This is a genomic window from Paraburkholderia lacunae, assembly GCF_003353175.1.
Classification (GTDB): Bacteria; Pseudomonadota; Gammaproteobacteria; order Burkholderiales; family Burkholderiaceae; genus Paraburkholderia; species Paraburkholderia lacunae.
This window is the reverse complement of record NZ_QHKS01000006.1, coordinates 1-25,491: the sequence shown is the minus strand read 5'-3', so window position 1 is coordinate 25,491 and position 25,491 is coordinate 1. Positions and strand designations below refer to the sequence as shown.

The 25,491-nt window shown below is 60.6% G+C and carries 21 protein-coding genes and 1 pseudogene; 12 read left to right on the top strand and 10 right to left on the bottom strand.

The annotated features are described in order from the left end of the window. The first annotated feature begins 39 nt into the window (after positions 1 to 39). Complete coding sequence (locus DLM46_RS10235; RefSeq protein ID WP_115100664.1) at positions 40 to 1,026, top strand: zinc-dependent alcohol dehydrogenase family protein; 987 nt, start codon at positions 40 to 42, stop codon at positions 1,024 to 1,026. Between the two features lie 216 nt (positions 1,027 to 1,242). Here DLM46_RS10235 and DLM46_RS10230 read toward each other — a convergent pair. The 6 genes and pseudogenes from DLM46_RS10230 to DLM46_RS10205 form a co-directional block, all read right to left on the bottom strand. Continuing rightward, positions 1,243 to 2,658, bottom strand: a pseudogene (locus DLM46_RS10230) (transposase). Between the two features lie 395 nt (positions 2,659 to 3,053). After that, positions 3,054 to 3,515: a MarR family winged helix-turn-helix transcriptional regulator gene (locus DLM46_RS10225; protein ID WP_115100663.1), complete on the bottom strand. Its 462-nt coding sequence runs from the start codon at positions 3,513 to 3,515 to the stop codon at positions 3,054 to 3,056. 163 nt (positions 3,516 to 3,678) lie between these two features. Next, positions 3,679 to 4,392, bottom strand: coding sequence for an SDR family oxidoreductase (locus tag DLM46_RS10220; RefSeq protein ID WP_115100662.1), 714 nt, complete (start codon positions 4,390 to 4,392; stop codon positions 3,679 to 3,681). A 71-nt stretch (positions 4,393 to 4,463) separates the two neighbouring features. Then, a complete protein-coding gene (locus DLM46_RS10215; RefSeq protein ID WP_115100661.1) occupies positions 4,464 to 4,838 on the bottom strand; it encodes a hypothetical protein in 375 nt (124 codons plus the stop codon). 30 nt (positions 4,839 to 4,868) lie between these two features. Next, positions 4,869 to 5,750, bottom strand: a complete 882-nt coding sequence (locus DLM46_RS10210) for an NmrA family NAD(P)-binding protein (protein ID WP_115100660.1) — start codon at positions 5,748 to 5,750, stop codon at positions 4,869 to 4,871. A 211-nt stretch (positions 5,751 to 5,961) separates the two neighbouring features. Continuing rightward, on the bottom strand, positions 5,962 to 6,552 hold the full coding sequence (locus tag DLM46_RS10205; protein ID WP_115100659.1) for a LysR family transcriptional regulator: 591 nt from the start codon (positions 6,550 to 6,552) through the stop codon (positions 5,962 to 5,964). Positions 6,553 to 6,770: 218 nt separating this feature from the next. Between DLM46_RS10205 and DLM46_RS10200 the strand changes: the two genes are divergently transcribed. The 3 genes from DLM46_RS10200 to DLM46_RS10190 all read left to right on the top strand — a co-directional run bounded on the left by DLM46_RS10200 (position 6,771) and on the right by DLM46_RS10190 (position 10,142). Beyond that, on the top strand, positions 6,771 to 7,649 hold the full coding sequence (locus DLM46_RS10200) for an NmrA family NAD(P)-binding protein (RefSeq protein ID WP_115100658.1): 879 nt from the start codon (positions 6,771 to 6,773) through the stop codon (positions 7,647 to 7,649). Positions 7,650 to 7,693: 44 nt separating this feature from the next. After that, positions 7,694 to 8,551: an SDR family NAD(P)-dependent oxidoreductase gene (locus DLM46_RS10195; protein WP_341868583.1), complete on the top strand. Its 858-nt coding sequence runs from the start codon at positions 7,694 to 7,696 to the stop codon at positions 8,549 to 8,551. 478 nt (positions 8,552 to 9,029) lie between these two features. Beyond that, positions 9,030 to 10,142, top strand: a complete 1,113-nt coding sequence (locus DLM46_RS10190; RefSeq protein WP_115100657.1) for a substrate-binding protein — start codon at positions 9,030 to 9,032, stop codon at positions 10,140 to 10,142. A gap of 431 nt (positions 10,143 to 10,573) precedes the next feature. On the opposite strand, the gene DLM46_RS10185 is transcribed toward DLM46_RS10190, so the two are convergent. Then, positions 10,574 to 11,053, bottom strand: coding sequence for a VOC family protein (locus DLM46_RS10185; protein WP_115100656.1), 480 nt, complete (start codon positions 11,051 to 11,053; stop codon positions 10,574 to 10,576). A gap of 83 nt (positions 11,054 to 11,136) precedes the next feature. Then, positions 11,137 to 11,916 (bottom strand): alpha/beta fold hydrolase, encoded by a 780-nt coding sequence (locus DLM46_RS10180; RefSeq protein WP_115100655.1) that lies wholly within the window; start codon positions 11,914 to 11,916, stop codon positions 11,137 to 11,139. 163 nt (positions 11,917 to 12,079) lie between these two features. Here DLM46_RS10180 and DLM46_RS10175 point away from each other — a divergent pair, with 163 nt between their 5' ends. The 6 genes from DLM46_RS10175 (at position 12,080) to DLM46_RS10150 (ending at position 18,515) form a co-directional block, all read left to right on the top strand. Further along, the gene (locus DLM46_RS10175) at positions 12,080 to 13,549 is read left to right on the top strand and encodes an HD domain-containing phosphohydrolase (RefSeq protein WP_115100654.1); all 1,470 of its coding nucleotides are present in this window, start codon (positions 12,080 to 12,082) and stop codon (positions 13,547 to 13,549) included. 1,070 nt (positions 13,550 to 14,619) lie between these two features. Further along, positions 14,620 to 15,453, top strand: a complete 834-nt coding sequence (locus DLM46_RS10170) for an ABC transporter substrate-binding protein (protein WP_115100653.1) — start codon at positions 14,620 to 14,622, stop codon at positions 15,451 to 15,453. A gap of 40 nt (positions 15,454 to 15,493) precedes the next feature. After that, on the top strand, positions 15,494 to 16,210 hold the full coding sequence (locus tag DLM46_RS10165; RefSeq protein ID WP_115100652.1) for an amino acid ABC transporter permease: 717 nt from the start codon (positions 15,494 to 15,496) through the stop codon (positions 16,208 to 16,210). A gap of 21 nt (positions 16,211 to 16,231) precedes the next feature. Next, positions 16,232 to 16,882: an amino acid ABC transporter permease gene (locus DLM46_RS10160; RefSeq protein ID WP_115100651.1), complete on the top strand. Its 651-nt coding sequence runs from the start codon at positions 16,232 to 16,234 to the stop codon at positions 16,880 to 16,882. Beyond that, entirely contained in the window at positions 16,879 to 17,631 is a 753-nt protein-coding gene (locus tag DLM46_RS10155; protein WP_115100650.1) for an amino acid ABC transporter ATP-binding protein, read from the top strand. The genes DLM46_RS10160 and DLM46_RS10155 overlap by 4 nt, the downstream gene beginning before the upstream one ends. 122 nt (positions 17,632 to 17,753) lie before the next feature. After that, entirely contained in the window at positions 17,754 to 18,515 is a 762-nt protein-coding gene (locus DLM46_RS10150) for an IclR family transcriptional regulator (protein WP_115100649.1), read from the top strand. 416 nt (positions 18,516 to 18,931) lie between these two features. Here the strand turns inward: DLM46_RS10150 and DLM46_RS10140 are convergent, their stop codons facing one another. Next, positions 18,932 to 19,147, bottom strand: a complete 216-nt coding sequence (locus DLM46_RS10140) for a hypothetical protein (protein ID WP_115100647.1) — start codon at positions 19,145 to 19,147, stop codon at positions 18,932 to 18,934. A gap of 307 nt (positions 19,148 to 19,454) precedes the next feature. After that, on the bottom strand, positions 19,455 to 20,867 hold the full coding sequence (locus DLM46_RS10135) for an ATP-binding protein (protein ID WP_115100646.1): 1,413 nt from the start codon (positions 20,865 to 20,867) through the stop codon (positions 19,455 to 19,457). A gap of 493 nt (positions 20,868 to 21,360) precedes the next feature. Here DLM46_RS10135 and DLM46_RS10130 point away from each other — a divergent pair, with 493 nt between their 5' ends. Continuing rightward, positions 21,361 to 23,067: an NAD(P)/FAD-dependent oxidoreductase gene (locus tag DLM46_RS10130; RefSeq protein ID WP_244306052.1), complete on the top strand. Its 1,707-nt coding sequence runs from the start codon at positions 21,361 to 21,363 to the stop codon at positions 23,065 to 23,067. Beyond that, positions 23,064 to 24,464, top strand: coding sequence for an ATP-binding protein (locus tag DLM46_RS10125; RefSeq protein ID WP_115100644.1), 1,401 nt, complete (start codon positions 23,064 to 23,066; stop codon positions 24,462 to 24,464). The genes DLM46_RS10130 and DLM46_RS10125 overlap by 4 nt, the downstream gene beginning before the upstream one ends. Positions 24,465 to 25,491 lie beyond the last annotated feature (1,027 nt).

Genomic DNA, 25,491 nt, shown 5'->3' with positions numbered 1-25,491 from the left:
CGTTCGTTCGACGGGAAAGCAACCCGATAGGAAACGATCATGACCATGCAGGCGCTCGTCCTCAATCGCTACAACGGCCCGCTCGAATTGACCGAAATCTCGATGCCCGAGCCCGCACACGGCCAGGTGCGCGTGCGCATTGCCGCAAGCGGTCTCAATCCGCTCGATACCAAGATCCGCGCTGGCAGCGCAACGCATGCGAAGCATCCGCTGCCGCTGGTGCTCGGCATCGATATGGCTGGTGTAGTCGATGCCGTCGGGCCCGGCGTGACCGCTTTCAATGTCGGCGACGAGGTCTACGGTATGACGGGCGGCGTCGGTGGCATTCAGGGCTCGCTGGCCCAGTATGCGGCGGTCGATGCCGACCTGCTAGCGATCAAGCCGGCCAATCTATCGATGCGTGAAGCCGCGGCGCTGCCCCTCGCGTTCATCACCTCCTATTCCGGCATCGTCGACCGGGCCCATCTGCAAGCGGGCCAAACTGTGCTGGTGCAAGGCGGAGCAGGCGGTGTCGGGCATGTCTCGGTGCAACTGGCGCGCGCACTCGGCGCCCAGGTCTTTGCAACAGCGAGTTCACGCGACCACGATCTCGTTACGCGGCTGGGCGCTACGCCCATCGACTACCGGTCGCAATCGGTCGAGCAGTATGTCGCATCGTTGACGCAGGACACAGGCTTCGACGTCGTGGTCGACACCGTCGGCGGCCCATCGCTCGATGCGTCGTTTGCGGCAGTCAAGCATTTTGGCCATGTCGTCAGCGCGTTGGGTTGGGGTACGCATGCGCTGGCTCCGCTGTCGTTTCGAGAAGCGACGTACTCTGGGGTCTTCACCCTCTATCCGCTCCTGACGGGCATGCATCGCGCGCATCACGGAGCGATGCTGCGCGAGGCCACACGGTTGATCGAAGCCGGCAAGCTCATGCCGAATCTCGATCCTCGCCGGTTCGACCTGCGGTCCGCGGAACTTGCCTACGACGCCATCACGAACGCCACTGCACGCGGGAAAATCGTAGTGGACGTCGCGTGAGATCGAACGTGCCAGTTTCGCTGTGTCGATTCACGACTGTCCGACGGAACAGGTGTAGGCGGCCTTCAATCTATGCAGAAGCAAAAGGTCGCTATTCGATGATTGTGTTGAAAAAGTCGCGTTTTGGTCGGATACAGAGGAGTTGGCAGCTCATTTTCGGGTTGTGGCGATCGGCGACGCAGCGAACTTGAACGAGGCAACGGTCCCCGTTGCTCGTCATGCAACTGCCTGGTTCATCTGCTTGGTTTCTGGCGTGAACCGCTTGGCCATTCTTCGCAGGTTTTGCGCAGTCGCTGCCATCAGGAATTCATCATGGGCACCGCTTGGACCCCGCAGGCGCAGACGGTCCAGCTTCAGGATGCGTTTGAGATGGGCAAAGAGCATTTCCACCTTTTTTCGCTCACGGCAAGATCGCTTGTATTCAGGCGTCTTCGCAATACGCCTCGTTTCGTCACGCGCAGCTTCATGGATGCTGCGGGCGATCTTGCGGAATGGTGTATTCGGACAGCAGCGATCCTTCATCGAACAGCTCTCGCAGTCGAACTGACTTGCGCGATAGATGATCGTGTCAGCCTTCGTGACGCGCGAGCGCGGATTCCTGAATTTGCGCCGATCACTGCGCAGTGTGTGCCCGGTGGGACAGCGATATTCATTGGCCAGTTCATCCCACTGGAACTCGCTGCTGGACAATGTATTGTCCTTGCGCGTCGTTTTATCCCAGACCGGAACATGTGGTGCAATTTCCTTCTCTTCGATCATCCAGGCAAGCATCGCTGCTGAGCCATACGCGGTGTCGCCTGCAAGACGTCGAGGTTTGAGATCATGCCGCCGCTCAACGCGGTCAATCATCGTCCTGATTGATTCCACTACGTGCGAGCGGTTCGCGGGCGTCGCCTCGACGTCAACGATGATCCCTGCCTGCAGGTCAATCAGATAATTGGTCGAGTAGGCGAAGAACGCTGGGCTACCCTTGGCGGCTGTCCAGCTCGCAGCGGGATCCGTCAGGGATATCCTCTTTGGCGGCGTCAATGTCTCTGTCGTATCCGCCGCTTCGGTGCCCGCTGGATTCGCTACTTCCAATGCTTCCAGATACTCGCGCACGGCACGGCTTTGTCCCTTGACGCATCCCCAGTCGATGGGATCAGAACCCGGAACACCGCGTGCAGAGCTCGCGTCGGCTCTGATGATGCTCGCGTCAATCGCGAATCCTTCACCCTTTACGAGCCCTTCGCTCATGCACCGGCACAAGACCGACTCGAACACATGGCGTAGCACATCGCTATCGCGGAAGCGACCGTGGCGGTTCTTTGAGAATGTCGAGTGTTCGGGTACGGCGTCCTCCAGACCCAGGCGGCAGAACCATCGATATGCCAGGTTCAGATGCACCTCTTCGCATAGCCTGCGCTCGGACCGGATGCCGAAACAGTAGCCCACAATCAACATGCGGATCATGAGCTCCGGATCAATCGATGGCCGTCCCATCGGGCTCTAGAACGGCGCGAGATGCTGGCGTAGATCATGCAGATCCGGGAAGTCATCGATGCCTCTCAACAGGTGCTCGCGAGGGACGTGATTATCGAGGTTGAACGAGTAGAAAAGCTTGTCCTGTCCGCTGCCCAGTTGACCCATCATGACGAATCACTCCCGCCGATCGACGTCTTCCAGGATACCCAACAATCCATACCACGGGCGACTTTTTCAACACAATCAGGGGGCTTCGGACATCGGTCTTCGCACAGGCTGCTCCTGCACTTCTTCTAGCAGCCGCCGATGCGACCATCGACCGATGGCGGCTATAGCCAGCTTTGCCGCCGTCAGATCCAGGAACGGTTTTGCACGGCAGTTCTGTTGCCGCTGGAAGGAAAGCAGGCGACTCTGAGCAGCGAATCGCCGTTACCGATTGCGTGCGCCCGCTGTGGGTTTGCGGATTCAATCCGTCCTGCCACATTCGTGTTTGTCGACGCCTTAACCGTCCTGTCGCCCAGGCAGCCGCGGTCTCGTGCGTTCGTGGCGATTCTTGTGGAGCTTCAGTCCCCGGCTGAGCGTACCGTCACGTCGCCGACGACCACTCCTCTCAGCCCCTCCCGTAACGCTGTGACATTTTCTACCCCGTTCAGTTGCTCGAACTCCCGCTGCGCCTGCCGCCAGAGCGGCGCCGCTCTTTCGTGCAGGCGCTGTCCTTCTTCGGTAAGCTCAACGAGGCGGCTTCGGCCGTCTGTGGGCGACGGCCTGATCGTGACGAAGCCGTCGCGTTCAAGGAAGCCGACCATCTTTCCCATCGCCGTCCGTTCGATATCGAGCCGTTCGGCAAGGGCGTTGACCGCTGCACTTCCCACCTCGTCCAATGCAGCCAGAGTGAGGAATTGCGTGATGCGCAGGCCCGCCGGTTCGAGATGACTATCGTAGAGGCGGGAAATCTGCCTGCTTGCCTTCCTCACTGCGAAGCAGTTGCATTGATCGATTCCAAGCGGCTGGTCGAACGGCAACATCTGGTTCCACTCCTTATTTCCTTTGATTGCCACAACGCTACGCGCACGCGCGAAGGTGCGGCGGTCTCTTTCAACAAAAAGCTGACGCCGAAAGCGCTGGTTTCAGTGTGATCTGCGCGCCTCGTCTCTGGCTCCTGAATCCAACTCTTGTGATCTGCACCGTTCAAAGCCCTGCTGGCGGAGTGATGTAGCCGGGTTCCTCAGCGGCAAGCGTGCTCTTCAGTATCGCTGTTCCCTTGTCGGCCATAATCTCGCTCTTGCCGGCGGTGAGTGCGTCATAGGTCTGTCGCACCACGTCCTCCGGGCTGGCTTTGGGTACGTCAATGCCGTTGGTCAGGTCGGTGTCCACGAACCCAACGTGCAGGCCGAGAACCTGAACTCCGCGCGCTTGCAGGTGAAAGCGAAGTTGATTCGTATAACTCCACGCTGCTGCCTTTGATGCAGCATACGGTGCCAGATAGGGCCGCGGAAGCCAGACGATGTCGGAAAGCACGTTAATGATCGCCGCATCCGGCTTGGCGGCCAATATCGGCTCGAAGGCCTTCGTGACGCGCACTACGCCATAGTAGTTGGTATCGAACATGCGAGCGGATTGCGCTTCGACGTCATCCGCCAGAGGCCCGTCGATCAGGGCGGCGATGCCCGCGTTGTTCACCAGCAGAGTCGTGTCTGCCGCCAGTTCCGCGGCCGTGGCGATCGACGCCGTATCCGTAACGTCGATCCTGACGGGCACGATACCCGGCTCTTCAAAGCCGCTCGTGTTACGCATGCCCGCGTATACCTTCGCCGCCCCGCGCCGCCGTGCCTCTCGTGCAAAAGCCAGGCCCAGGCCGCGATTGGCGCCGGTGATAAAGACAGTGGCGTTCTTGACATCCATGACATGTTCCTTTTTTAAAGCTGCGTGCCTCCGGTGAGGCAACATCCGCCGCGGACCGGCGGGCGCGTGGTTCAAAGAAAAAGGCTTTCCGGAAACTGCTTTGAAAGTGTCTCCCGCAGATGAGCGGCGAGAGTCAGCACGGCGCCAAGTGGACTCATCCGGACGCTCACGCGCGGCACCGATCCGTCGGCGTTGCGGTCGACTACAACGGCCGCGCTCAGGTTCTCGCCGTTGGTCAGAACGGCCTCGTACTCGAGAACGAGCCGCGAACCGTCCGTCTGGACAAACGTGGGCGTCTGCAAGGCGTAGAAGGTTCCGACGGCGTCGACGGCCACGCGGATTTCGTCACGTCCGATGACGGGGCCGCGCAATACCGAACTGACCAACTCCGCGTCAGCAGTCAGATCGTCCAGAAACGGATGACGCTCATCCTGAATGGGTGACATGTTCAAACCTCGACTCGTTTGAGGCCGCGCTCACGCGAATACGGCCCGGTTCTGCTCGACGAACTGCTGGACCGAGAGGGGCGGCTTTCCGGTAATTTTCTCGATGACGTCGTTGGTGCCCGAGAAGACGCCGTCACGGTAGTTCTGAGCGACCTCGACCAGATGCTGCGTGAGGAACGGCGGGAATCTGTAAACGTTTTCCATCTTGATCTGGAACTCTTCGATGGAAGTCGGCGCGTATTCGATCCGGGCTCCGAGAACCTCGCTCATCGCTTCGGCGATCTCGGTATGGTTCATCTCGACGGGGCCATGGAGTGCGTAGGTCTTGCCCCCGTGGCCTTCGGGGTTGGCCAGGACATGGGCGATAACCCGCCCCTGATCATCAGCGGCGATGGGTGCGTGACGGCCGTTGCCGAAGGGAAACTCAATCTTCTTCGTGGCCCAGATTTCCTTCGCAAAATGCGGATAGACGAGCCAGTCGGCAAAGAAGGTTGGACGGAGATGCGTCGTGGGAACGCCTGACCAATCAAAGACCCGCTCCGAAACCCAGTGATCCTGGGCCGCGTGGCTCTTCGACTCCCGGCGCGCGGAAATCTGCGACATGTTGACGATCGCCGTGACGCCCGCTTCCTTCGCGGCCTGCGCGAAATAGGCGGCAGCTCCGATGATTCCCGGCGCGATCGGATGAAGAAAATAGGCCGATCGGATTCCTTCCATGGCTGCGCGGATGTCATTGATGTCGGTGAAGTCCCCGACGGCGATATCGACTCCGCGCTGCCTCAGGGCGGCTGCCCGATCGTCGTCTGTGCGCACATATGCCCGCACGCGTCTGCCCATCTTGAGCAATTCGTCAATAGCGATACCTCCGGTCCGTCCGGTTGCACCGCTCACAAGTATTTCGGCCTGGTTCATAGCTTTGCTCCATTTGAATGTGAGAGCATATGCTCTCTTATAGCTAAGATAGGAGCATGTGCTCTTATTGTCAAGGCATTCTTGTCCGCGCAGGATTCGGTGCCGCGCACCTGGGAACGTTATGCTTTATTCGCCGGCGACATTGGCAGCGATGGATCGATGGCTGTCCGGACAGCCTGATCGTGCGCAACCTGTCTTCGACCGGGAGAGATCACGTCGACGTAGGTGCCAGGGATGGGTCGTTTCGAAGTTCGGTGGCGATGAGGTCGACGAAAGCACGCGCTGCCGATCGGGTCGGTGGCGAAGCAACCAGAACCCTGTGCATCGTTCCGATCAGTTTCGCGGTCCTTGACGCATCCGGTAGATGGCCTACCCTGATGCCCACGTCGACGGCATCACGAACCAGGTCTTGCCATGTGTCGTCGAGTAGCAGTTCGATATGGAGCAGGGGATGTAGCTTCGTGAAGGCCGTCAGGCGGGGCATGATGATGCGCATACCCATTACTGCAGGCATGCCGATGCGCAGTAGCCCGCGCAGTTCACCCGTTTCGCGCACACTATTTTCGGCATCCTCGATCGCTGGGAGAGCCGGCTCGACGCGCGCGAGAAACTCGAGTCCCGCCTCAGTCGGAACCACGCGCCGGGTAGTGCGCGAAAGCAACCGGACACCCAGGCTCGCCTCCAGTTCCGCGATCACTCGCGAAACCTGCGACTGAACAAGGCCACATTCACGCGCCGCAGCGGAGAAGCTGCCGAGCCGGGCGACGCGCGTACAGAGCTTTAACGTAAGGGTGTCTTTCAAGGCTCGCCCGTCTCCGATTAATGCTGCACGGAGATTGATCTTATCTGAATTGACCGGCTACCGACGATCCGCGAGTAGCCGCATTATCCATCCAACGCCGCGCCCACCCTAGTTCAACCAGTTCGCAGAAGCGTGATCTGTCGAATTTAAGTCGAACAGAAACGCTGAATGAGATCAGTTGTGAGCATGTCATTTCTCTTTTCGAAGGATCTACCGTCATGTCAAAGAAAGTACTGATTACAGGAGCCACCGGAGATACGGGCCGTGCCGCCTTCCGCAAGGCGATCGCTCTCGGGCTCAATGTTCGCGCGATGGTGCGCAAGCTCGACGAACGTTCGGCAGCCATTGCGGCGCAGGGCGCCGAGGTGGTGATCGGTGATCTGTCCGATGTCAACTCGATCCGCTCCGCACTGGAAGGTGCCGATGCAGCCTACTTCGTCTACCCCGTTGCGCCAGGGCTTATCACGGCCACGGTCAACTTCGCGCAGGCAACCAGGGAAGCCGGGACCAAAGCGGTGATCAACCTGTCGCAACGTTCCGCTAATCGCCACTCCTCCAGCGACTCCTGTCGCGACACGTTCATCGCCGAGGAGGTGTTCAACTGGTCGGGCGTACCGGTGATTCATCTGCGGCCGACGTTGTTCCTCGAATGGCTGCTCTATCCGTTCCAACTGCCGTATCTGCAACATGGCCTTCTGCGCTTGCCGGCCGGCAAGGGACGCCATTCGCCCATCGCGACCGATGATCAGGGGCGTGCCATCGCCGCGTTGTTGCAAAACCCGGAAGGCCATATTGGCACTACGATCAACCTCTCGGGCCCCGTCGAACTGGACCACGAGCAAATGGCCGCTGAACTGAGCGACGCACTAGGGCGCAAGATCGTGTTCCAGTATCTGCCGATCGAGGAATACACAGCCTCGCTTACGGAGATGGGGGTGCCGGACTACGTCGTCCAGCATTTCGGCGGCGCAATGCTTGACTATCAAAACGGCTACATGGCGGGTGCCGACAACAACGTCGAGATGCTCACCGGCCGGCGCTCAATGAGCGTCGGCGAGTTTGCGAAGCTTCATGCCGACAAACTTAACGCCAGCTAACCGCATGGGCCGGCCATGCGCTGGCCGTTTCCACGAAAAGGACCATGATCATGGAGATTGCCAACTCTGTCGTTCTCGTTACGGGCGCCAATGGCGGGATGGGACGGGCATTCGTTGCAGACCTGTTGAAACGGGGTGCTGCGAAGATCTACATTGCAGCACGTGACACCACCACGCTCAGCGCGTTGCTGGCCGATGGCGGCAGCCACCTCGTGCCGCTGCAACTCGACGTGACCCGAGCCGACCAGGTCGTTGCTGCCGCCCGTATAGCCACGGATGCGACGCTGCTCATCAACAACGCTGGTATTTCCACTTTCGAAGGCGCGATTGCTGCGTCTGATATGGACCCTGCGCGCCTCGAGATGGAGGTTAACTATTTCGGTATGCTGGCGATGACGCGCGCTTTCGCACCGATCCTTGCGGCTGCGGGTGGCGGCACGGTGGTCAACATGCTGTCGATGCTCTCGCTGGTGAGCCTGCCGAGGGCGGCAACTTATTCGGCGTCCAAGGCAGCCGGCCTGTCGCTTACGCGCAGCATTCGCGCTGAACTCGGTGCACAGGGCACGCGGGTTATCGGCGTGCTTGCAGTGCAGACCGAAACGGCTATGGGTGCCAAAATGCCGGAACCGCGCATGACGCCGCAGGAACTCGTCTCCGACGTGCTCGATGCCGTACAGGCCGGCACGAACGACGAAATTGTCGCCGGCGCGCAGTCGCGCAGTGTCTATCAGTCGTTTGTTGACGACCCCAAAGCCGTGCAGGCGATGATGTCGACCCGGCTTCCTCAGCAGGCTGACGCCTTCCTGTCTCAACCAACGGAGGAATCGTGGACTATCTCGGTACCCTCATGCGCGGTAACGATGAGTTCGCCCACGACGGCTTCAATCCCAATCGGCGAATGATGCCGTCAGGAAAGACGCTGATTATCGGCTGCGTTGATCCCCGTGTCGATCCAGTGAACATATTCAAGCTGGCGTCCGGTGAGGCCGCGATTTTCCGGAACGACCCGGGTGGATCGCCTGCGCGTCATGAAGCATGATACGGCGGTGTTTGAGCAGCGCGTGGGGCTAGACCCGAAGGGAAATAGCGGACCTCAGGTGAAATTTACGCGTGTCGACGGTTCGCGTGGATTGAACCCCGTCCGCTGGAGAGGAAGCCAACCCTGAATTGACCTATGCTGGTTGGGTGCGAGGGCGAGCACCTATCGTTACAGAACGCCGTCACAGCCGACATCCCAAGGAACCGAAGCTCAGGCTGGTATGGGTGAGCATGCTTCCCAAGGACGAGAGATATGTCAGGCCACGCCAACACATGTGCGAGTGCACCGTTCGAAAGCCAGCGCTCATTCACCAATAGCCAGTTCCAAGAGGAGAGAACGCCATGAACGAATCATCCATCAAGGTGGGAGTAGTCACGGACCAGACGGGTGCACTCTCGTTCATGGGTATCGCCAACGCAAATGTGGCCAGGATGGTAATTAACGACATCAATGCAACGGGTGGCTTGTTGGGGCGGCAGATAGATCTGTACCTTGAGGACAGCGCAACTACAGATAGCGTAGCGGAAGCCAAAGCCGCCAAGCTCGTCCTGCAAGATCAAGTCGATGTGATCTTCGGTGGCATTTATAGCTCCACGAGGCAGGCCATCAAGCGGTCCGCTGTAGTGAACGGCAAGAAGCTTTACATTTACCCAGAGCAATACGAGGGACAGGAATGTGACCCGCTCATCTTCTGTACCGGCCCGGTGCCAGCGCAGCAGGTTGAACCTTTCATGCCGTGGTTGATGCAAGAAACGGGTGCGAAGAAATTCTACTTGCCGTCGGCTGACTATATTTGGCCACACACGATGAATAGGAAGGTTCGTCAAGTTGTCACCGCCAACGGTGGCGCGATAGTCGGAGAGGAGTACTTTCCCCTCGATCACACTGACTACAACAAGACTATTGACAAGATCACGTCCAGCGGTGCGCAGGTGGTATTCAATACGATCGTGCCTCCTGGGCTCACGCCATTCCTCGAGCAGCTTTACGACTCTGGCTTTACGAAGCGAGGTGGATGCATAGTCTGCACGTATTTCGACGAGAACTTCCTGAACCTGGTGCCAGCCGCACACGTGGAGGGTCTGTACAGTTGCCTCGATTACTACCAAAACGTCAGCGATTCCTTCAGTAGGACATTGATCGATCAGTACGACAAGCTCTATCTAGGCAATGCCAAGTTCACTGCTGGCAGTGCGTGTTCAGGCATGTACCGAGGCCTGAGGCTCTGGGAGGCTGCTGTGAATGACGCAGGCTCGCTAAGGCAGGAAGATGTCCTTAAGGCACTAGACCACGCAAAGATCGCTGAGGGCCCAGGTGGTCCAGCTGAAATGGTTCCCGGCCAGCATCACGTTCGAATGAATATGTACATTGCCCAGGCAAAAAATGGTAGTTTCAGGATCGTCAAGAGCCTTGGGGTCATTGATCCGAAGGAGTGCATGCAAGGCATAGATTAGGCAATTCAAAAGGGCTACTGAGAATTGATCGGGTGACTGGAAGGCGTCGCGTCCATTTTAGGAAATGATTCACGCGGCGACCGCAGGATCAGACCGGGCAAGACGCCCACGCCACCGGTATTGGGCGCGAGGAACTTTAGCGCGGCGGGAACGACCGCTGCCTAAGTGCACCCGACGTTTGAATGTCCGTCTGAGCACCTAGGCGAATGGCAGGAGATGGCCGAATTGAGCCCGATGATGACCGGCTCAGGACGACCCCACAAGAGACGCTCGACTTGCTCCATAACGGACTTTGGCGAGTTGCCCTTGCCGACTTAATGGCCCTGGCCGAGCAGCGACCAATCCGAATGGCATAAACCGGACAGCCGTTCCCGACCAACGCAAGCGGACGCTCAGTCGCGGCGACGCGGGCTGGTCCGGCATCGAGAGCGTCAGCCGCGTCGAGCCGCTTCGACCGCAGCTATGTCGATCTGTCCCATCCCCATCATGGCATCGAACGCGCGCTTGGCTACCGCTCGATCGGGATCGGCGATCGCGGCCGTCAGGGCGCGTGGAGTGATCTGCCACGACAGTCCCCACTTGTCTTTGCACCAGCCGCATGCACTTTCCTGGCCGCCGTTTCCGACAATCGCGTTCCATAAGCGGTCCGTTTCGGCCTGGTCATCGGTCGCAACCTGGAACGAGAATGCCTCGTTGTGCTTGAACGCCGGGCCTCCGTTCAGGCCGAGACAAGGGATACCCATCACCGTGAACTCGACCGTCAAGACATCGCCCTGCTTGCCCGCGGGATAGTCGCCAGGCGCGCGATGGACGGCTCGCACCGCGCTGTCCGGGAACGTCTCGGCGTAGAACTTCGCGGCGTCCAACGCGGCGCCGTCGTACCAGAGACAAATCGTGTTCTTGCTGACCATCTTGATTCTCCTAAATTTGGACAGATACGCGCGTTCAAGCCGCGACGACACGACAACTATTCTGACGCCGGGGGATGCCGCTGTTACTGGACTTTGCTAGCCGCTGCGATGATCGCGTCGGCAACCGCCTTCGGTTGACTCAACATCGGGACGTGACTCGAATCGACATGTGTCGTCGTTGCGCCGATCTGCTTGGCCATCGCTTCCTCGGCGTGCGGATCGATCATCCTATCCTCGTTGGCGACCAGGTACCATGACGGCTTCTTGTGCCACGCCGCAGTGCCCACCTTGTCGTCCAGGGCGCCCGCGAACCAGGGGCCCTGTGTCGCGGCGAGGATGCGTGCTTGCGCCGGCGGAAGATCCTGGGCGAAATCGTTCACCACCCCGTTGGTGGACAACGTCAGGAAGTTCGCGGAATCTTTCTTAATCTCGCGCGCCCCGGGCGTCGCCGGCATGCCTTTGAACAAGTCGTTGACCGATTCGCCGCTATCCGGGACGAGAGCGGCGACGTACACGAGAGCCTTGACCCTGTCGCCGTTGCCGGCCTGGGTGATCACGGCGCCGCCCCACGAATGGCCTACGAGCACGACCGGACCGGTTTGCTGGTCGATTGCGCGCTGGGTGGCCGCCGTGTCATCCGCAAGCGAGCTGAGCGGGTTCTGAACCGAAACCACATGAAGACCGCGCGCTTCGAGCAACGGAATCACCTTGTCCCAGCTCGATCCGTCGGCGAAAGCGCCGTGCACCAAGACGACGTTCGTTCCTTTCAGATCCTGCGGCGAGGCGGCATGGGCGGCGTTGAGCGAAAATGCGCTGCCGAGCAATAGCGCCGATGCGAGACATCTCTTCAACTGACGGTTCATGATGGGTTTTTCCTCAAAGGTGTTGGGTGAGCCTATAGTGTCGCGAGCAGCCTGTCCGGACGGTATCGGTCAAATGACCGACCCCGACGCAAGCCGGCGATGGGCATCGTGCCCATCCTGGATGGACGCCATTTGGAGCAGATTAGAGGAGGCATAGCCAGAGGTGCAGGACGACGGTTTCGCAATTCGTGTTTTCGACGCGGTCAAGGCGCTCGCCTTCATCGGCGACCTCAGCATGGGCCAGCCGACCGACCACTCGTTGCGCACGGCGTGGCTCGCGGCCCGGCTGGCGCACGCGTCCGGTTTGGACGAATCCGGCCGCGCCGCGGTGGTGGAGGCTTCGCTGTTGCGCTGGTCCGGTTGCACCGCGAATGCGTCGGGATTCGCCGATGTGCTCGGCGACGATGTCGCGGGGCGAGAGGCCATGCTGGCGGTGCGACCCGACTGGGCAAGACCGCTCGAAACGCTCGGCGGGGTGAGTGCCGCGCTGACGCCCCTGACGCAGATTCATTGCGAGGTGTCCAGCGAAGTCGCTCGGATCATGGGGCTTGAGCGCGAGACCGAGGCCGCCCTGTGGCACATGTTCGAGAAGTGGGACGGCAGCGGCATGCCGGACCGGCTGGCCGGCGCCGCGGTTCCGGATGCCGTATTCGTGGTGTGGCTGGCAGGCGACCTGGAAATATTCAGCCGTGTCTACGGACTCGAGCGTGCGCTCAAATCGATCGCCCACCACGCCGACGCGCGCTATCCGGAGCGTTTGGCGACGATCGTCATCGCGCAGGGGGCGCAATGGCTGGATGCGCTGGAGCGTACTCAAGCGGCTCAGGCCGACAACGAGCTGATGACGCTGCAGATGCGCCAGACGACGTCGGCCGAGCTCATCGCCGACGTCATCGATCTCAAGCTGCCTTGGATGACGGGATTCTCGCGCGCAGTCGCGGCGACCGCTGCCACGTGCTGCGAACGGCTCGCGCTCGACTCGCCAGCACAGGACCGCCTCTACTGCGCAGGCCTGATTCACGGCATAGGGCGCGCCGCGGTGCCGAATTCGCTGTGGCAATTGACGGGACGCCTATCCGCATCCGCTTGGGAGAAGGTACGGCTCGTGCCCTATTGGACTTCGCGCGCGGGCAAGCAAAGCGGGGCGCTCGCGCACGTGGCCGAGCTTGCTTCTTACGCGTACGAACGCCTCGATGGCTCTGGGTATTTTCGGGGCGCGAGCCGCGAAGCGCTGACGCTCGAGGCGCGTATTCTCGCGGCGTCGGTGGCATGGGTCGCCTTGCGCTCCCCGCGGCCTTGGCGCGATGCAATGTCGGCGGACGAAGCGGAGAAGGTGTTGCGCGCGGAAGCGGACCAAGGACGATTCGACAGCGATGTCGTCGACGCGTTGATCGTTTCCAAGCCTAAGCCGCGTAGGGGCATCCGCTCACGGCAGCAGGCGGTGAGTCTGTCGGCGCGCGAAACGGACGTATTGCGTGCGATCAGCCACGGTGCGAGCAACAAGGAGATCGCGCGCGAACTGGCGCTGAGTCCGAGCACGGTGCGCACCCATGTCGAAAGCGTGTTTCGCAAGCTCGGGTGCTCCACGCGCGCGGCGGCGACACTGAAAGGCTCGACCATGGGGCTGCTGTGAGCGGGCTGACGGCCGTTCAGCTATTTCGCCAAAATGCCTGCCGATACACGCCGTGCTTGCTTAGAGGCCAGTTCAAAAAAGCTGCTCGGTACGCCTGAAGATGTTCAACTAGACGAGGGCGCAGCCGAGTTTCAAGAACGCTTCGTGAATGTCAGCTCGACGATCGAAGCGTATCAACTCAATTCGCCTTCTTTCCACCCGGCGTCCGGCTTGCGACGCAGCATGTCGAGAAGGCCTTTTAGTGCGTCGCTTTTCCCCGCAACGCGAAGTACCGCGAGATTCATACTGCATTCCTTTAGGTGGTTTCGCGATCTGATTGAACGATTTGGGCACCGAGGTTGAAGGACCGCTTTTGGCCGCGTGCTGCCTTATACGATAGGCATATGCGACCGAAGTCACCCCAAGCTGCAATCGGCTGCACGCGACCCTCAACCGCCGTTTGAGCCGGCACTGCACCAACGGCGGCTTCTGAGGGCCAAGCGTCATCTGCGAGTTGTCGGCTGTCGACACGTTCTCGGCCAATCTGGACCTTACCGTCCGCGCCAGACCTGCCGTCCCGAACGTCTGCTTCCGAACCTGAATAGATGTGGCGGGTCATGGACAACTACGACCACGCGGGACACGGCGATGAGTGTAAGCCGGACGGCAACGCTGCGGCTTCTCCTGGTTGCGGGCGTGTCGACGTATCTTTCGTTTGCATCCGGTGCCGCGAAAAACGGACCGAAGATCAATTTGCGTTCGATATTGATCGAGGAATTTGCAAAGAGGCATCAACAACCGGGCTGCTCGACTGCGGGTAGATTCAACAAGCCGCATGAATTCTTTCGGACTGAAAGAATTCTGCTTCCCCTTCTCGCGAAGCGCCCCGGTCGCGCCGGTGTATCCCCCATTGCAACTATTTTTTTCCCATGAAACACTGCCAACCATCTGTTGTGTTGGACGTACGTCCGATATATCAGACGATCGAACGCCAGCTCGCGATGCCGTCGATCGACGCATGCCCGCGAAGGCCATGCTAATCACCGCTTCCGTCCACGCACGGACTTCTCACACCAGATCGGGACTGAAAAATGAAATTTGTCAGGGAAAGCGCAAAATTCACTTGTTTGTTCGCCTTAGCCGGTCTGTTGATGCTCGCCGGCTGCACAAAGGTCGCCCCGCCAGAACAGGGTGCTGCGATTGATTCGACGCTGAAGCAGGTTCTGCAGCGCGGTACGCTGCGGGTAGGCGACTGTTTGACCTTTGCACCGTTCGGCTTCTACGACAAGGGCGGCCAGCCCGAAGGTTACGACGTCGACCTGGCAAAAGAACTGGCGAAGCAGATGGGCGTCAAGCTCGAAGTCGTCAACACGACGAGCGCGAACCGCATTCCGAATCTGCAAACCAGCAAGGTTGACGTGGTGTTCTGCAACTTCACCCGCAACCTCGAGCGAGCGAAGGAAATCGCGTTCACGAATCCGTACGTGGTCGCGAGTGAAGCGCTGCTGGTCAAGAAGAGCAGCGGCATCAAATCCATCAATGACATGTCGAATCGCACAATTGCAACCGTCAAGGGCTCGACGAATGGCGACGAAGTGCGCTCGCTGAACATGCAGGTCAAGATCCAGGAGTTCGACAGCTCGCAGGCTGCAATCCTCGCCGTCAAGCAGGGGCAGGCCGATGCGATGATCGAGGACAACAACTTTCTCGCTTACCAGGCATCGCTCGATCCGGATCTGACTGTCACCAATGAAGCACTGGTTCCGCTCGAATACAACGCGTTCGGTGTGAAGGCAGGAGATCAGGTCTGGCTCAACTACCTGAACCTGTTCCTGTTCAACGTCAACGCATCGAAGCAGAACGCGCAGCTATACAAGAAGTGGTTTGGTGCCGAGCCGCGCTTTCCACTGAATCCGCAGTACTGAAACCCCGCTAGCGCCGCACTGCTCGACCGACGGAGGAACCATGAGCTATGAATGGGTGACCCTTGCAGGTTATTGGAGCGATTTCGTTCGCGCATCGTGGCTGACGCTCCAGATCACGCTGCTGGCCTTCGTCCTCGCGATGCTGCTCGGCTTGCTCACCGCACTCGCGAATGCATCGCGCGTCGGGCTGCTGCGGGCGATCGCGCGAGTGTATATCGAAGCGATCCGCAATACGCCGGTGCTGCTGCAGATCTTCATCGTGTTCTTCGGGTTGCCATCGCTCGGCCTAACCCTCAATGCCTACACGGCAGGTGTCATCGCGTTAGGGGTGAATGTCGGCGCATATCTGGCGGAAGTGTTTCGTGCCGGTATCCAGTCGGTGCCACGCGGTCAGCTTGAAGCGGCCTCCATCCTCGGTCTGGAACGTTCGCAGATCTTCATCGAGGTGGTTCTGCCGCAGGCGGCGCGCGCCGTCTATCCTGCGATCGTCAACAATCTGATTCAGCTGTTGCTAGGCACGTCGCTCCTCTCGGCGATCGCGCTGCCGGAGTTGAGTGGAACGGCGACGGTGATCAACGCGCGCACGCTGCTCTATATCCAGACCTTCTCTATCACCCTGATTGCCTACCTGTTCCTGAGCAACCTGCTGTCGTGGCTGGCGAGCCAGATCGGCGTGCGTGTCTTTCATCCACCGCTCGTCATGAAGAAACGCACGCGCCAGTGGTTCCTTGTCGCACGACAGGCCGATCGCACCTGAGCCCTCAACCGGAGACCGGCCATGTCGCAAGAATTGTTAATGACCAGCCTGGCGATCCTGTTTCAGGGACTGCTGGCGACACTGCTTCTGTCCGCAGCGTCGATCGTTGGTGGAACGCTGATCGGACTGCTGGCGGCGGTATTGCGCTCATTCGGGCCATCGGGTACGCCGCGCATCGCCAGGCTCTATACCGAGCTGTTTCGCGGTACGCCAGTGCTGATCACTCTGATGTTTATTTATTTCGGCGTGTCGTACTTTGGCTACGCGATCGATGTGTTCGCAGCGGGTGTCGTGGGCTTGAGCATCTATCAGGGCGCCTATATCTCCGAGGTCTTCCGCTCAGGCATTGAAGCGGTACCGAAAGGCCAGTGGGAGGTGTCGCAGATCCTCGGGCTTAGCAAGATCCAGGCGTTCTTTTCCGTGATCTTGCCGCAGACCGGAAAGATCGTGATGCCGCCGCTCGTCGGCCAGTATTTATCGCTTATCAAGGACACGTCGATCGTCAGCATGATCGGCATGTCGGAATTGATGCATGGTGGCCAGGCTATCGTCGACCGGGTTGGCAAACCGGTGGAAATCTATGGACTCGTTGCTGTGCTTTATTTCATCGTGTGCTTTCCACTGTCGCAGTGGGTGCGGCACCATGACCGAAGAAGGAGCCTGCTGTCATGACCACTGTCACTACGTCGAAGCCCGTGATCAACCTCACTGGCGTCAGCAAGTCGTTCGGCGCTACACAGGTCCTCAAGGAGATCAACCTCGATGTGCACTCGGGTGAAGTACTCGTGCTGATCGGAGCGTCGGGCTCTGGCAAGAGCACGGTGCTGCGCATCATGAGCGGTCTGGAAACAGCCGACACAGGCGAAGTCTGGGTCAACGAAGTGCCGATGCACGACGCGCGCCGGGCGAAGGAAATCCGAGGTCATGTCGGCATGGTGTTCCAGCAATTCAATCTGTTTCCGCACAAGAGCGCGCTTGGCAATGTGACGCTCGCTCTGATCAAGGCACGCAAGATGAGCGCCGCAGACGCACGCAAGCGTGCGATGGACGCGCTCGACCGGGTGGGTCTTGCCGATCGGGCCGAGCACTACCCCAGCCAGCTCTCCGGCGGCCAACAGCAGCGTGTCGCGATCGCAAGAGCGTTGGCCGTCGAGCCAGGCATCATGTTCTTCGACGAAGCCACGTCTGCCCTCGATCCGGAACTCGTCGGCGAAGTGACCGAAGTCATGCGCGGACTGGCGCGCGACGGGATGACCATGGTCGTTGTCACACACGAGATGGGCTTCGCGCGCAAGACCGCCGATCGCGTCGTGTTCATGGACAAGGGTGTAATCGCGGAACAGGGCGCCCCCGAGCACATTTTCGTGAAGCCGCAAAACGAACGCACGCAGCAGTTCCTGCAACGTGTGCTCGACCATTAAGCACCCATGAAGCGCGTCAGGCGTCTGCGGGGCGCATGATGGCAAAGCATCGCCCTTTACGCGCTAAACTCGCGTCACACAAAAGATAAACTGCGATCTCTATCGCCGACGGAGTTGAAGGGATGTCTGCACCAGAATCATTGAGGGCCAGGGGGGTTGACCGCGTTATCGGCATTCTCAAGCAGTTGCATGTCGCGCGCCGTCCGATGACGATGCGCGAACTGATCGAAGCGACCGGCGCACCACGCTCGAGCATTTACGAACTGGTCGCCATGCTAACTGAAGCCGGATGGCTCGAGACAAATGCGGACGGGAGCGTGTTTTTCGGCCGCGAGATGCATTACTACGGCTCCGACTACGCCCTCCATAACGATCTGATCAGTCGCGCCCACCCGGCGATCCTCGCGCTCGTCCGGACACACGACGAAACCGCGCAGTTGTGCATGCTCGAAGGCAACAAGTACACCGTGGTCCTGTCGGAGAACAGCTCGCGACCATTCAACATTAGTTCTGACATTGGCGTGAAGGTGCCGATTCCGTGGACTGCATCAGGCCGTCTGCTGCTCGCCCATATGCGGGCGGAGGAAATTCGCAGCTTGATCCCGGACGAAGACTTTGTCCTCGACAACGGCAGACGCGTTGAATTCGAGGACTTTCTTTGCGATGTCCAACGTGCTGCGGACCAGGGGTATTGTTGCACCGAGGGTCTGTCCCACACTTTTCGACTCTGCATGGCGGCGCCTATACGCGACCGCACGGGTCTACCCGTCGCAGCGCTCTGCTTCATGACAAGCCGCGATACGGAGCCGGAAAAGCGGGCAATGATGCTGGAAGACCTTATCAGGTCCTCGAAAGCGTTGTCGCAACCTTATACCCGCTTGTAGATGCCGAAATGGGCCGCGTCTTATTGTTCGCGTCTGGCATGGTCCGCTCTGACCTGGCTGACGCCCCACAAGGGACACTCACCACCCTCTCCATTGCTGCACAAGCAACCGCAACGGCCGAAAAAACAACGGTCAACTTCGCGACTCGAATGACCGATTGCTGGGCGAAGCCGACGGGTCTCCATGCGCTGCACTCTGTACCGCAAGTTATGGAGGGCTTGCCGCACTCCTGGGAGCGTTCGTAGAAGACGGCTCGTCGTTCGCTGCCATGAGCCCGTGATGAGGGCGGTCAACGCGCACGTTGACCGCCTCGTGCGAATCTCGATGCGCGATGCCGCCGATTCGCGGATGATTTCGGACGCAGCCAACAGGAGGACCATATCGCACGGCGCCAGCGAAATTGCTAGCGGCCTTCCTCACTGAGCGCCGAGCAACGGACTGCGCGTTAGTCTGGTAACGCAGACGGCCAAGATTTCGTATCCGGGGTCGGCGTGCTCGTTCGCCGCTTTTTCCGCTTCCTCATACGAAAGAAAGGACATGGCATTTTCAATCGCCGGTGCCATGCCGACGTCGCCGTCCTCGCCGGTGGAGAGGAACTGCTCACCGGTCTTCACCACGTAGATGGACATCATGCCTCCTCCATGGGTTGCATGGGTAGCTTCCAGTCTAGCAGTCCGGAAGGGCAGCGGGCGGTTCGCTGAGTCCTTTCCGCGATGTCCCCGCCGGAGGCGTTCCCGCCTCGCTTGTCCGTGCTCGTTCCGCGATTCCGTACGCGACCCGGTAGTTAAATTGATCTGCTGCCGCATGCCTGCGACCAACGTCGGTCAGGCCGGTTCCGCGATAACAGGATTGCCCTTGATGATGACGGACTCTGTCGGCGGGACGCACGATCAGGCCTGCCGGCGTCGCGGGAGAATCGCGACAGCTGCTTTCGTCGGCTCAAACGATGTCTGTCCCCTTCTTCCCCAGCGGCAACGTCACGCGAAAAACTGTTTCGGCCGGACGTGAGCAGGCTTCGATCGTACCGCCATGCCGGTTGACCACGATACGATAGGCGACGTGCAGCCCCATCCCCAGGCTATGCCCCTGCACCTGACTGGCCTGCTTCGACGTAAAGAACGGCTCGAACAGGTGCGGCACGACTTCCCGCGGAATACCGGGCCCAGTGTCGATGATCTCGACCATCGCATGGTCCGCATGGCGGCGCGTGCGAACAGTCAGTTCGCCGTGCCCGTTCATCGCCTCGACGGCATTTTCGATGATCCGGGTCCACACCTGGTTGAGTTCGCTGCCATACACCGGAAGACGCGGCAGGCTGCGGTCGTAGTCGCGCACAATCACAATGCCCGGGTTGAGTTCATGCGCCATCACGGTCAGGGTATCTTCGATGCCGTCGTGAATGTCGACTTCCTGCCGCGGTCCCTGATCCATGTACGAGTAGGACTTCACGGCCTTCACAATATCGGAGATCCGGGCTGCGCCGCGCATCGCCTCGTGCATCACCGAGCGAAGCTCCAGGACCTGGGCGATCCACGAAACGGCCGCATCGAGTTGCTCCGCGTTCAGGCGGGCAGCCAGTTGCCCGAGCGCATCGGATGTGATCCCATGCGCGACAAGGCAGGGAGCCGCCAGCCACGGCTTTGCGACGCCATGGGTAGCAAGCCAGTCACCGAGCAGCGACTCCGCTTCGCCTTGCCGCAGCGCATCCGCGGCACTCACGCCGGCCTGCGTTGCGCTGCGCGCGACCAGGGCTCTCAGTTCATCGACGGCCTCGCGAGGGACTGCGCGCAAGCCAAGCGCCAGAGCTGAATCCTCGATCGCTGCAAGTCCGCCAAGCATGTGGTCGAGTGCCCGCGTCATGGCTGACGCGGGATTGTTCAGCTCGTGCGCGAGCCCGGCCGAGAGCTTTCCCAGGGCGGCCAGTTTCTCGCGATTGCGTCCAGCCGTTTCGAGCGCGGTAAGCCAGTCGGTCATCACGCGGGCGACGACGCGCGTGAAGGAACCGCACGACACGAACAAATCGCGGAAGGCCACTTCCGGAAGCCGCGCAATCCGGCAATCGGTCGCAGCCCTGAGAGTTGCCGGATAGGGGATTGAAGCAACCAGGCATGGTGTCCCGAAGATTTCGGGTGCGACGTAGCGTTCGGTGGAAAGCTCGCCTTCGGCACGTCTCATCGTCCTGACCTCACCTTCAAGCAGAAGGAGCAGACTGGTGCTCATCTCACTTTCCTCGAGGAGCACGTCCCCCGCCTTGGCGGCGAATTCGGTCAGGTTGTCGCACAGCCATTGCAGACGCTCACGCGGGAGGTCCGCAAAGACCGGCATCCTGCCAAGCTCGTCGAGTTCGATCATGATTCGCTCCCGCCTCGCGAGTAAATACCGGCGAGGAAGCGGTGCCGTCACCCGGTCGCTTTTCCCGCGAGCGCACGGCCGACGCGTCCAGCCTGGACGACATCTGCCCGGTCAGCCCCATTGACTGCGCATCGCGGCGAAACAGCAGGCGAATGTTCCCGTGTATCGTTCCCATTATTGGGTTGGAAGCCACCCGCCTATACCTATCATATGCATTCTGGGTGATGCCAGATATTCGGTTGACATGAGACGTCGTTCGATCCGGCGAGCGCTGGCAGGCCTTGGATTGATGCGGGTCTCGGCGGTGTGCAGTGCATCAATCAATCGCTGCATCTTCAAATACTTGCTGTTCGCTTCCGAATCGGGCGGAAAAGCGCGCCGCAAAAGACCGATCTGGCAACCCCGGACCAAAGTGCTAGGCTTGTAGAGTCATATGTGCACTGCGGCCGGCCGCATGAGATCGGCCGTTTCCCGGCCGACCCCGCGTTCGATCATGTCCAGTCCGTTGGCCGGCGCCGCTATCGAGTCCGCAAACAACATGGACAAGCCCGTCATCATCGCGGTCGACGACGACCCGGAAGTGGTTGACGCAGTCGCGCGCGACCTGCGGCTCGGATACGGCGAGCACTATCTGATCGTGCGTGCCGGATCGGGGCAGGCAGCGCTCGAAGCGGCTCATCAGCTGCGCTTGCAGAACCGCTCGGTCGCCCTGTTCCTCGTCGACCAGCGCATGCCGCAAATGAGCGGCGTCGAGTTCCTCGAGCAGGCGATCGCGCTGTTTCCCGAAGCCAAGCGGGTGCTGCTGACGGCGTACGCCGACACCGACGTCGCGATCCGCGCGATCAACAAGGTTCGGCTCGACTATTACCTGCTGAAGCCCTGGCATCCGCCGGAGCTCACTTTCTACCCGGTGCTCGACGATCTGCTCGAAGCCTGGCAGACCACGTGGCGTGGCACTTTCAAGGGGATCCGCCTGATCGACCATCGCTGGTCGCCGCAGGGCCACCAGCTGCGCGACTTCATGGCGCGCAACCATATTCCATACAAATGGCTGGACGTGGCGAGCGGCGGCGAGGCTGACGTCTTGCTGAGTTCACTCGAGGCCGCCGCGAGCCAGCTTCCGGTGCTGATTTTCGAGGACGGCTCGGCGCTGAGCCGCCCGACGATTGCGCAGATCGCCGACATGGTCGGACTCGTCACCCATTCGACCATGCCCTTTTACGACATGCTGATCGTGGGCGGCGGACCGGCGGGGCTGGCGGCTGCCGTGTACGGTGCGTCGGAGGGCTTGAGGTCGGCCATCATCGAGCACGAAGCGCCGGGCGGACAGGCGGGTACCAGTTCCCGCATCGAGAACTACCTCGGGTTCCCCGCCGGCGTGAGCGGCGCGGAGCTGTCGCGGCGCGCGCTCACCCAGGCGAAGCGATTCGGCGCCGAGATCATCCTGACCCAGCGGGCGGTCGGCACAAGGGTGGAGGGTCCCTACAAGTTCGTCACCCTTTCCGACGGCTCGGAGGTGAGTTGCCACGCGCTCGTGGTGGCGAGCGGCGTGTCGTACCGGAAGCTCGACGCACCCGGCGTGGAGCGTCTCACGGGAGCGGGCGTTTACTACGGCGCGGCGATGACCGAAGCGGTCTGCTGCGCGAATCAGGACATCTATGTGGTTGGCGCGAGCAATTCGGCCGGCCAGGCCGCGATGTTCCTCTGCAAGTACGCGCGCAATGTGGTGATCGTGTGCCGTGGCCCGTCGCTCAGTGCCGGGGTCTCGCGCTACCTGATCGACGAGATCGACGAGACGCAGAACGTCAGCGTGCGCCCTCATACCCTGGTGGCCAGCGTCGACGGACAAGGCCATCTATCGGAAATTGCGTTGCGCGATGTCAATACCAGCGCGATCGAAGTCGTCCCGGCCGGCGCCCTGTTCATCTGCATCGGTGCCGAGCCTTGCACCGAATGGCTCGGCAATGTCGTGGAGCGCGACGACTACGGCTTCGTGGTGACCGGGCGCGCGCTGCTTACGGACGGCAAGCGTCCGCGGGGCTGGCCGCTGGCTCGCGACCCCTTCCTGCTGGAGACGAGCGTGCCCGGCATCTTTGCCGCGGGTGACGTGCGCGCCGGCTCGATCAAGCGCGTCGCGGCAGCCGTGGGCGAAGGCTCGATCACCGTGCATCTGGTTCATCAATACCTGGCCACCCTATGATCGACCTTGCAAAACTGCGCGCAGTGCCGCCCTTCGCGGATCTGTCGGACGAACAGTTGCGGTGGCTGGGCGAACACCTGACGGAAGTCGACGTAAAAGCGGGGGCGGTTCTCGCACGTGAAGGCGAAACGAAGCCCGTCTTTTTCGTCGTGCTCGAAGGAGAGTGCCAGGCCACGAAGTTTTCCGGGGCGACGCAGATTCCCACTAACCGGTTCATCGCGCCAAGCTTCTTTGGGGGCGTATCCCTGCTCGCGGGTACGCCTTCTCCGGGCACGGTCGCCGCCGCGACCGACGGCCACCTGGCGCTGCTTCCGGAACGCGCATTCAAGGAACTGATTGTGGCCTCCGAGGCCTTCAGCCGGTCGATTTTCCGTAGCTCCCTCGATCGCCTCACCGCCCTGGAGGCGAGCGTGCGCAACCGGGAGAAACTGGCCGCATTAGGCACCCTCGCGGCCGGGCTCGCCCATGAGCTGAACAATCCGTCGGCGGCGGTGGCGCGCACGGCGGATTGCGCGGTCGAAACACTCGCGATGCTGAAGGATGCGGCGGTCGCGCTCAGTCACAGCGCCATTCCGCCGGACGCGATGAGCGCGCTCGACAGCCTCGGCGTGCGCAAGGGACCGGGGAACGGCCCCGCCGCCGACGCGCTGCAGCAGAGCGAGGCCGAGGACGCGCTTCTCGACTGGCTGGCGAAGCTCGGCATCGCGAGGCCATGGCTGATGGCGCCGTGCCTCGCGCGAATCGGGATCAGGCCCGCGGACCTCGAACCGCTTGCGGCCCGCCTGAACGAGGAACAGTTTGCGGCCGGCATCCGGTGGCTCGCGGCAACCCTGGAGCTGCGTTCGCTGGTGGAGGAAACGCGGCGCGGCGCGGTGCGCATCTCTGAGATCGTCAAAGCGATGAAGTCCTACTCGTACATGGACCAGGCACCGCAGCAGGCGGTCGATCTCCACGACGGCATCGAAGATACGCTCACCATCATGCACCACCGGCTCAAGCAAGGGGTCACCGTGCGCAGGGAATACGACCGCAGCCTGCCGCAGCTGGTGGTGTATGGCAGCGAGCTGAACCAGGTATGGACCAACCTGATCGACAACGCCATCGACGCGATGGAGGGCAAGGGAGAGATCGTCATCCGCACTGGCCGCGACGCGAACGATGCCGTGATCGAAATCACCGACAACGGGCCCGGCATCGCGCCGGAAGTGATGCCGCACCTGTTCGAGCCGTTTTTCACGACCAAGCCGTTGGGCCAGGGCACGGGGCTGGGTCTCGACATCTCGTACCAGACAGTGGTCCAGCGGCACGGTGGGGAGATCCGCGTCGATTCGCGTCCGGGCCACACGACGTTCCAGGTCCGCCTGCCGCTTGCGCCGCGAGGCGAGGCGAGCAAATAGAAGAGGAACGCCAGTGCGCCGTGCGATGTTCTTCGGCGACCGCGCCCAGCGATTCAACTTCGTGCAATAGTTCGCCAACGAACCGCAAAGACAGCGCAGCGCGGTGCATCGTCACGATCGCAGCGACCGCAACGTCAGGGCATCCAGCGCAACGACGTACAACGGCTGTTGTTGAACGTTGACAGAGCCAAATCCGTTCACCCAATACCGTTTGCCATGTTGATCAAGCTTGACGCCGCAGCAGCAGCCATTGCTTAGGAACGGCGGTTTTGTGGGTGGACTGGACGTCCGAAGGTCTCAGTTAGGGTACGTGCCGAACGACGCCTCATGGCCGATTCCGGCTGAATCAGTTGCGCAGCGGTGTTGGTCAGGCAACCGCCTCAAAACGTTCGCCACGCCTCATTGCCAACGAATTCATACGGCTGCTCCGCAGCGACCGCGTCCAGGACTACCGGCCATTCGATGCGAGGGTGGTATATATAGCTGGGCAAGACGAAATACCGACCAAGCCTAACGTCGACAATTGTCGTCAATCGTTCGAATCTCCGCTCCATCCAACTGAACGCTATAAAGTTCGAGCACGCTGACATCGTGAATATGCAACCCCACGCAAAGCCTGGCAATCGTCGGTCGCCCAGACTGAGCATATGATACGAATCGCCATGCGGCGGCTCCCCTTCATACCGCAGGACGATCTCGTAACTGCGATCCGGAGGGATCAAAACATAGTCTCCCATCCCAGCCCAGTGGCTCAGTTCGTCCTGCGTAAATTGAATCAGGTGCGGTGCCATACAGGTTGCTCAACACTAATCTACAGGTCGTTTTTAGAAATTGTCGACGATTCTAATCCCAACCTCGAATGAACGGTTGTGGCCGGACTTAGACGGATGGCGACTGTCCCAGTTCGGTAGAGTCGAGATGTGGCGCGGTAGCGGTAGGTTCGGTTTGTCTGTTGCCGCCCCTTTCGTCTGGCGGTGCCCGAGTAACCTCACCCTAACCCCGTTTCCACACCCCGCTCATCGAACCG

Coding starts and splice junctions, on each gene's coding strand:
- DLM46_RS10235 (WP_115100664.1), top strand. CDS start 40: ATGACCATGCAGGCGCTCGTCCTCAATCGCTACAACGGCCCGCTCGAA.
- DLM46_RS10225 (WP_115100663.1), bottom strand. CDS start 3,515: ATGTTGCCGTTCGACCAGCCGCTTGGAATCGATCAATGCAACTGCTTC.
- DLM46_RS10220 (WP_115100662.1), bottom strand. CDS start 4,392: ATGGATGTCAAGAACGCCACTGTCTTTATCACCGGCGCCAATCGCGGC.
- DLM46_RS10215 (WP_115100661.1), bottom strand. CDS start 4,838: ATGTCACCCATTCAGGATGAGCGTCATCCGTTTCTGGACGATCTGACT.
- DLM46_RS10210 (WP_115100660.1), bottom strand. CDS start 5,750: ATGAACCAGGCCGAAATACTTGTGAGCGGTGCAACCGGACGGACCGGA.
- DLM46_RS10200 (WP_115100658.1), top strand. CDS start 6,771: ATGTCAAAGAAAGTACTGATTACAGGAGCCACCGGAGATACGGGCCGT.
- DLM46_RS10195 (WP_341868583.1), top strand. CDS start 7,694: ATGATCATGGAGATTGCCAACTCTGTCGTTCTCGTTACGGGCGCCAAT.
- DLM46_RS10190 (WP_115100657.1), top strand. CDS start 9,030: ATGAACGAATCATCCATCAAGGTGGGAGTAGTCACGGACCAGACGGGT.
- DLM46_RS10185 (WP_115100656.1), bottom strand. CDS start 11,053: ATGGTCAGCAAGAACACGATTTGTCTCTGGTACGACGGCGCCGCGTTG.
- DLM46_RS10180 (WP_115100655.1), bottom strand. CDS start 11,916: ATGAACCGTCAGTTGAAGAGATGTCTCGCATCGGCGCTATTGCTCGGC.
- DLM46_RS10170 (WP_115100653.1), top strand. CDS start 14,620: ATGAAATTTGTCAGGGAAAGCGCAAAATTCACTTGTTTGTTCGCCTTA.
- DLM46_RS10165 (WP_115100652.1), top strand. CDS start 15,494: ATGAGCTATGAATGGGTGACCCTTGCAGGTTATTGGAGCGATTTCGTT.
- DLM46_RS10160 (WP_115100651.1), top strand. CDS start 16,232: ATGTCGCAAGAATTGTTAATGACCAGCCTGGCGATCCTGTTTCAGGGA.
- DLM46_RS10155 (WP_115100650.1), top strand. CDS start 16,879: ATGACCACTGTCACTACGTCGAAGCCCGTGATCAACCTCACTGGCGTC.
- DLM46_RS10150 (WP_115100649.1), top strand. CDS start 17,754: ATGTCTGCACCAGAATCATTGAGGGCCAGGGGGGTTGACCGCGTTATC.
- DLM46_RS10140 (WP_115100647.1), bottom strand. CDS start 19,147: ATGATGTCCATCTACGTGGTGAAGACCGGTGAGCAGTTCCTCTCCACC.
- DLM46_RS10135 (WP_115100646.1), bottom strand. CDS start 20,867: ATGATCGAACTCGACGAGCTTGGCAGGATGCCGGTCTTTGCGGACCTC.
- DLM46_RS10130 (WP_244306052.1), top strand. CDS start 21,361: ATGTCCAGTCCGTTGGCCGGCGCCGCTATCGAGTCCGCAAACAACATG.
- DLM46_RS10125 (WP_115100644.1), top strand. CDS start 23,064: ATGATCGACCTTGCAAAACTGCGCGCAGTGCCGCCCTTCGCGGATCTG.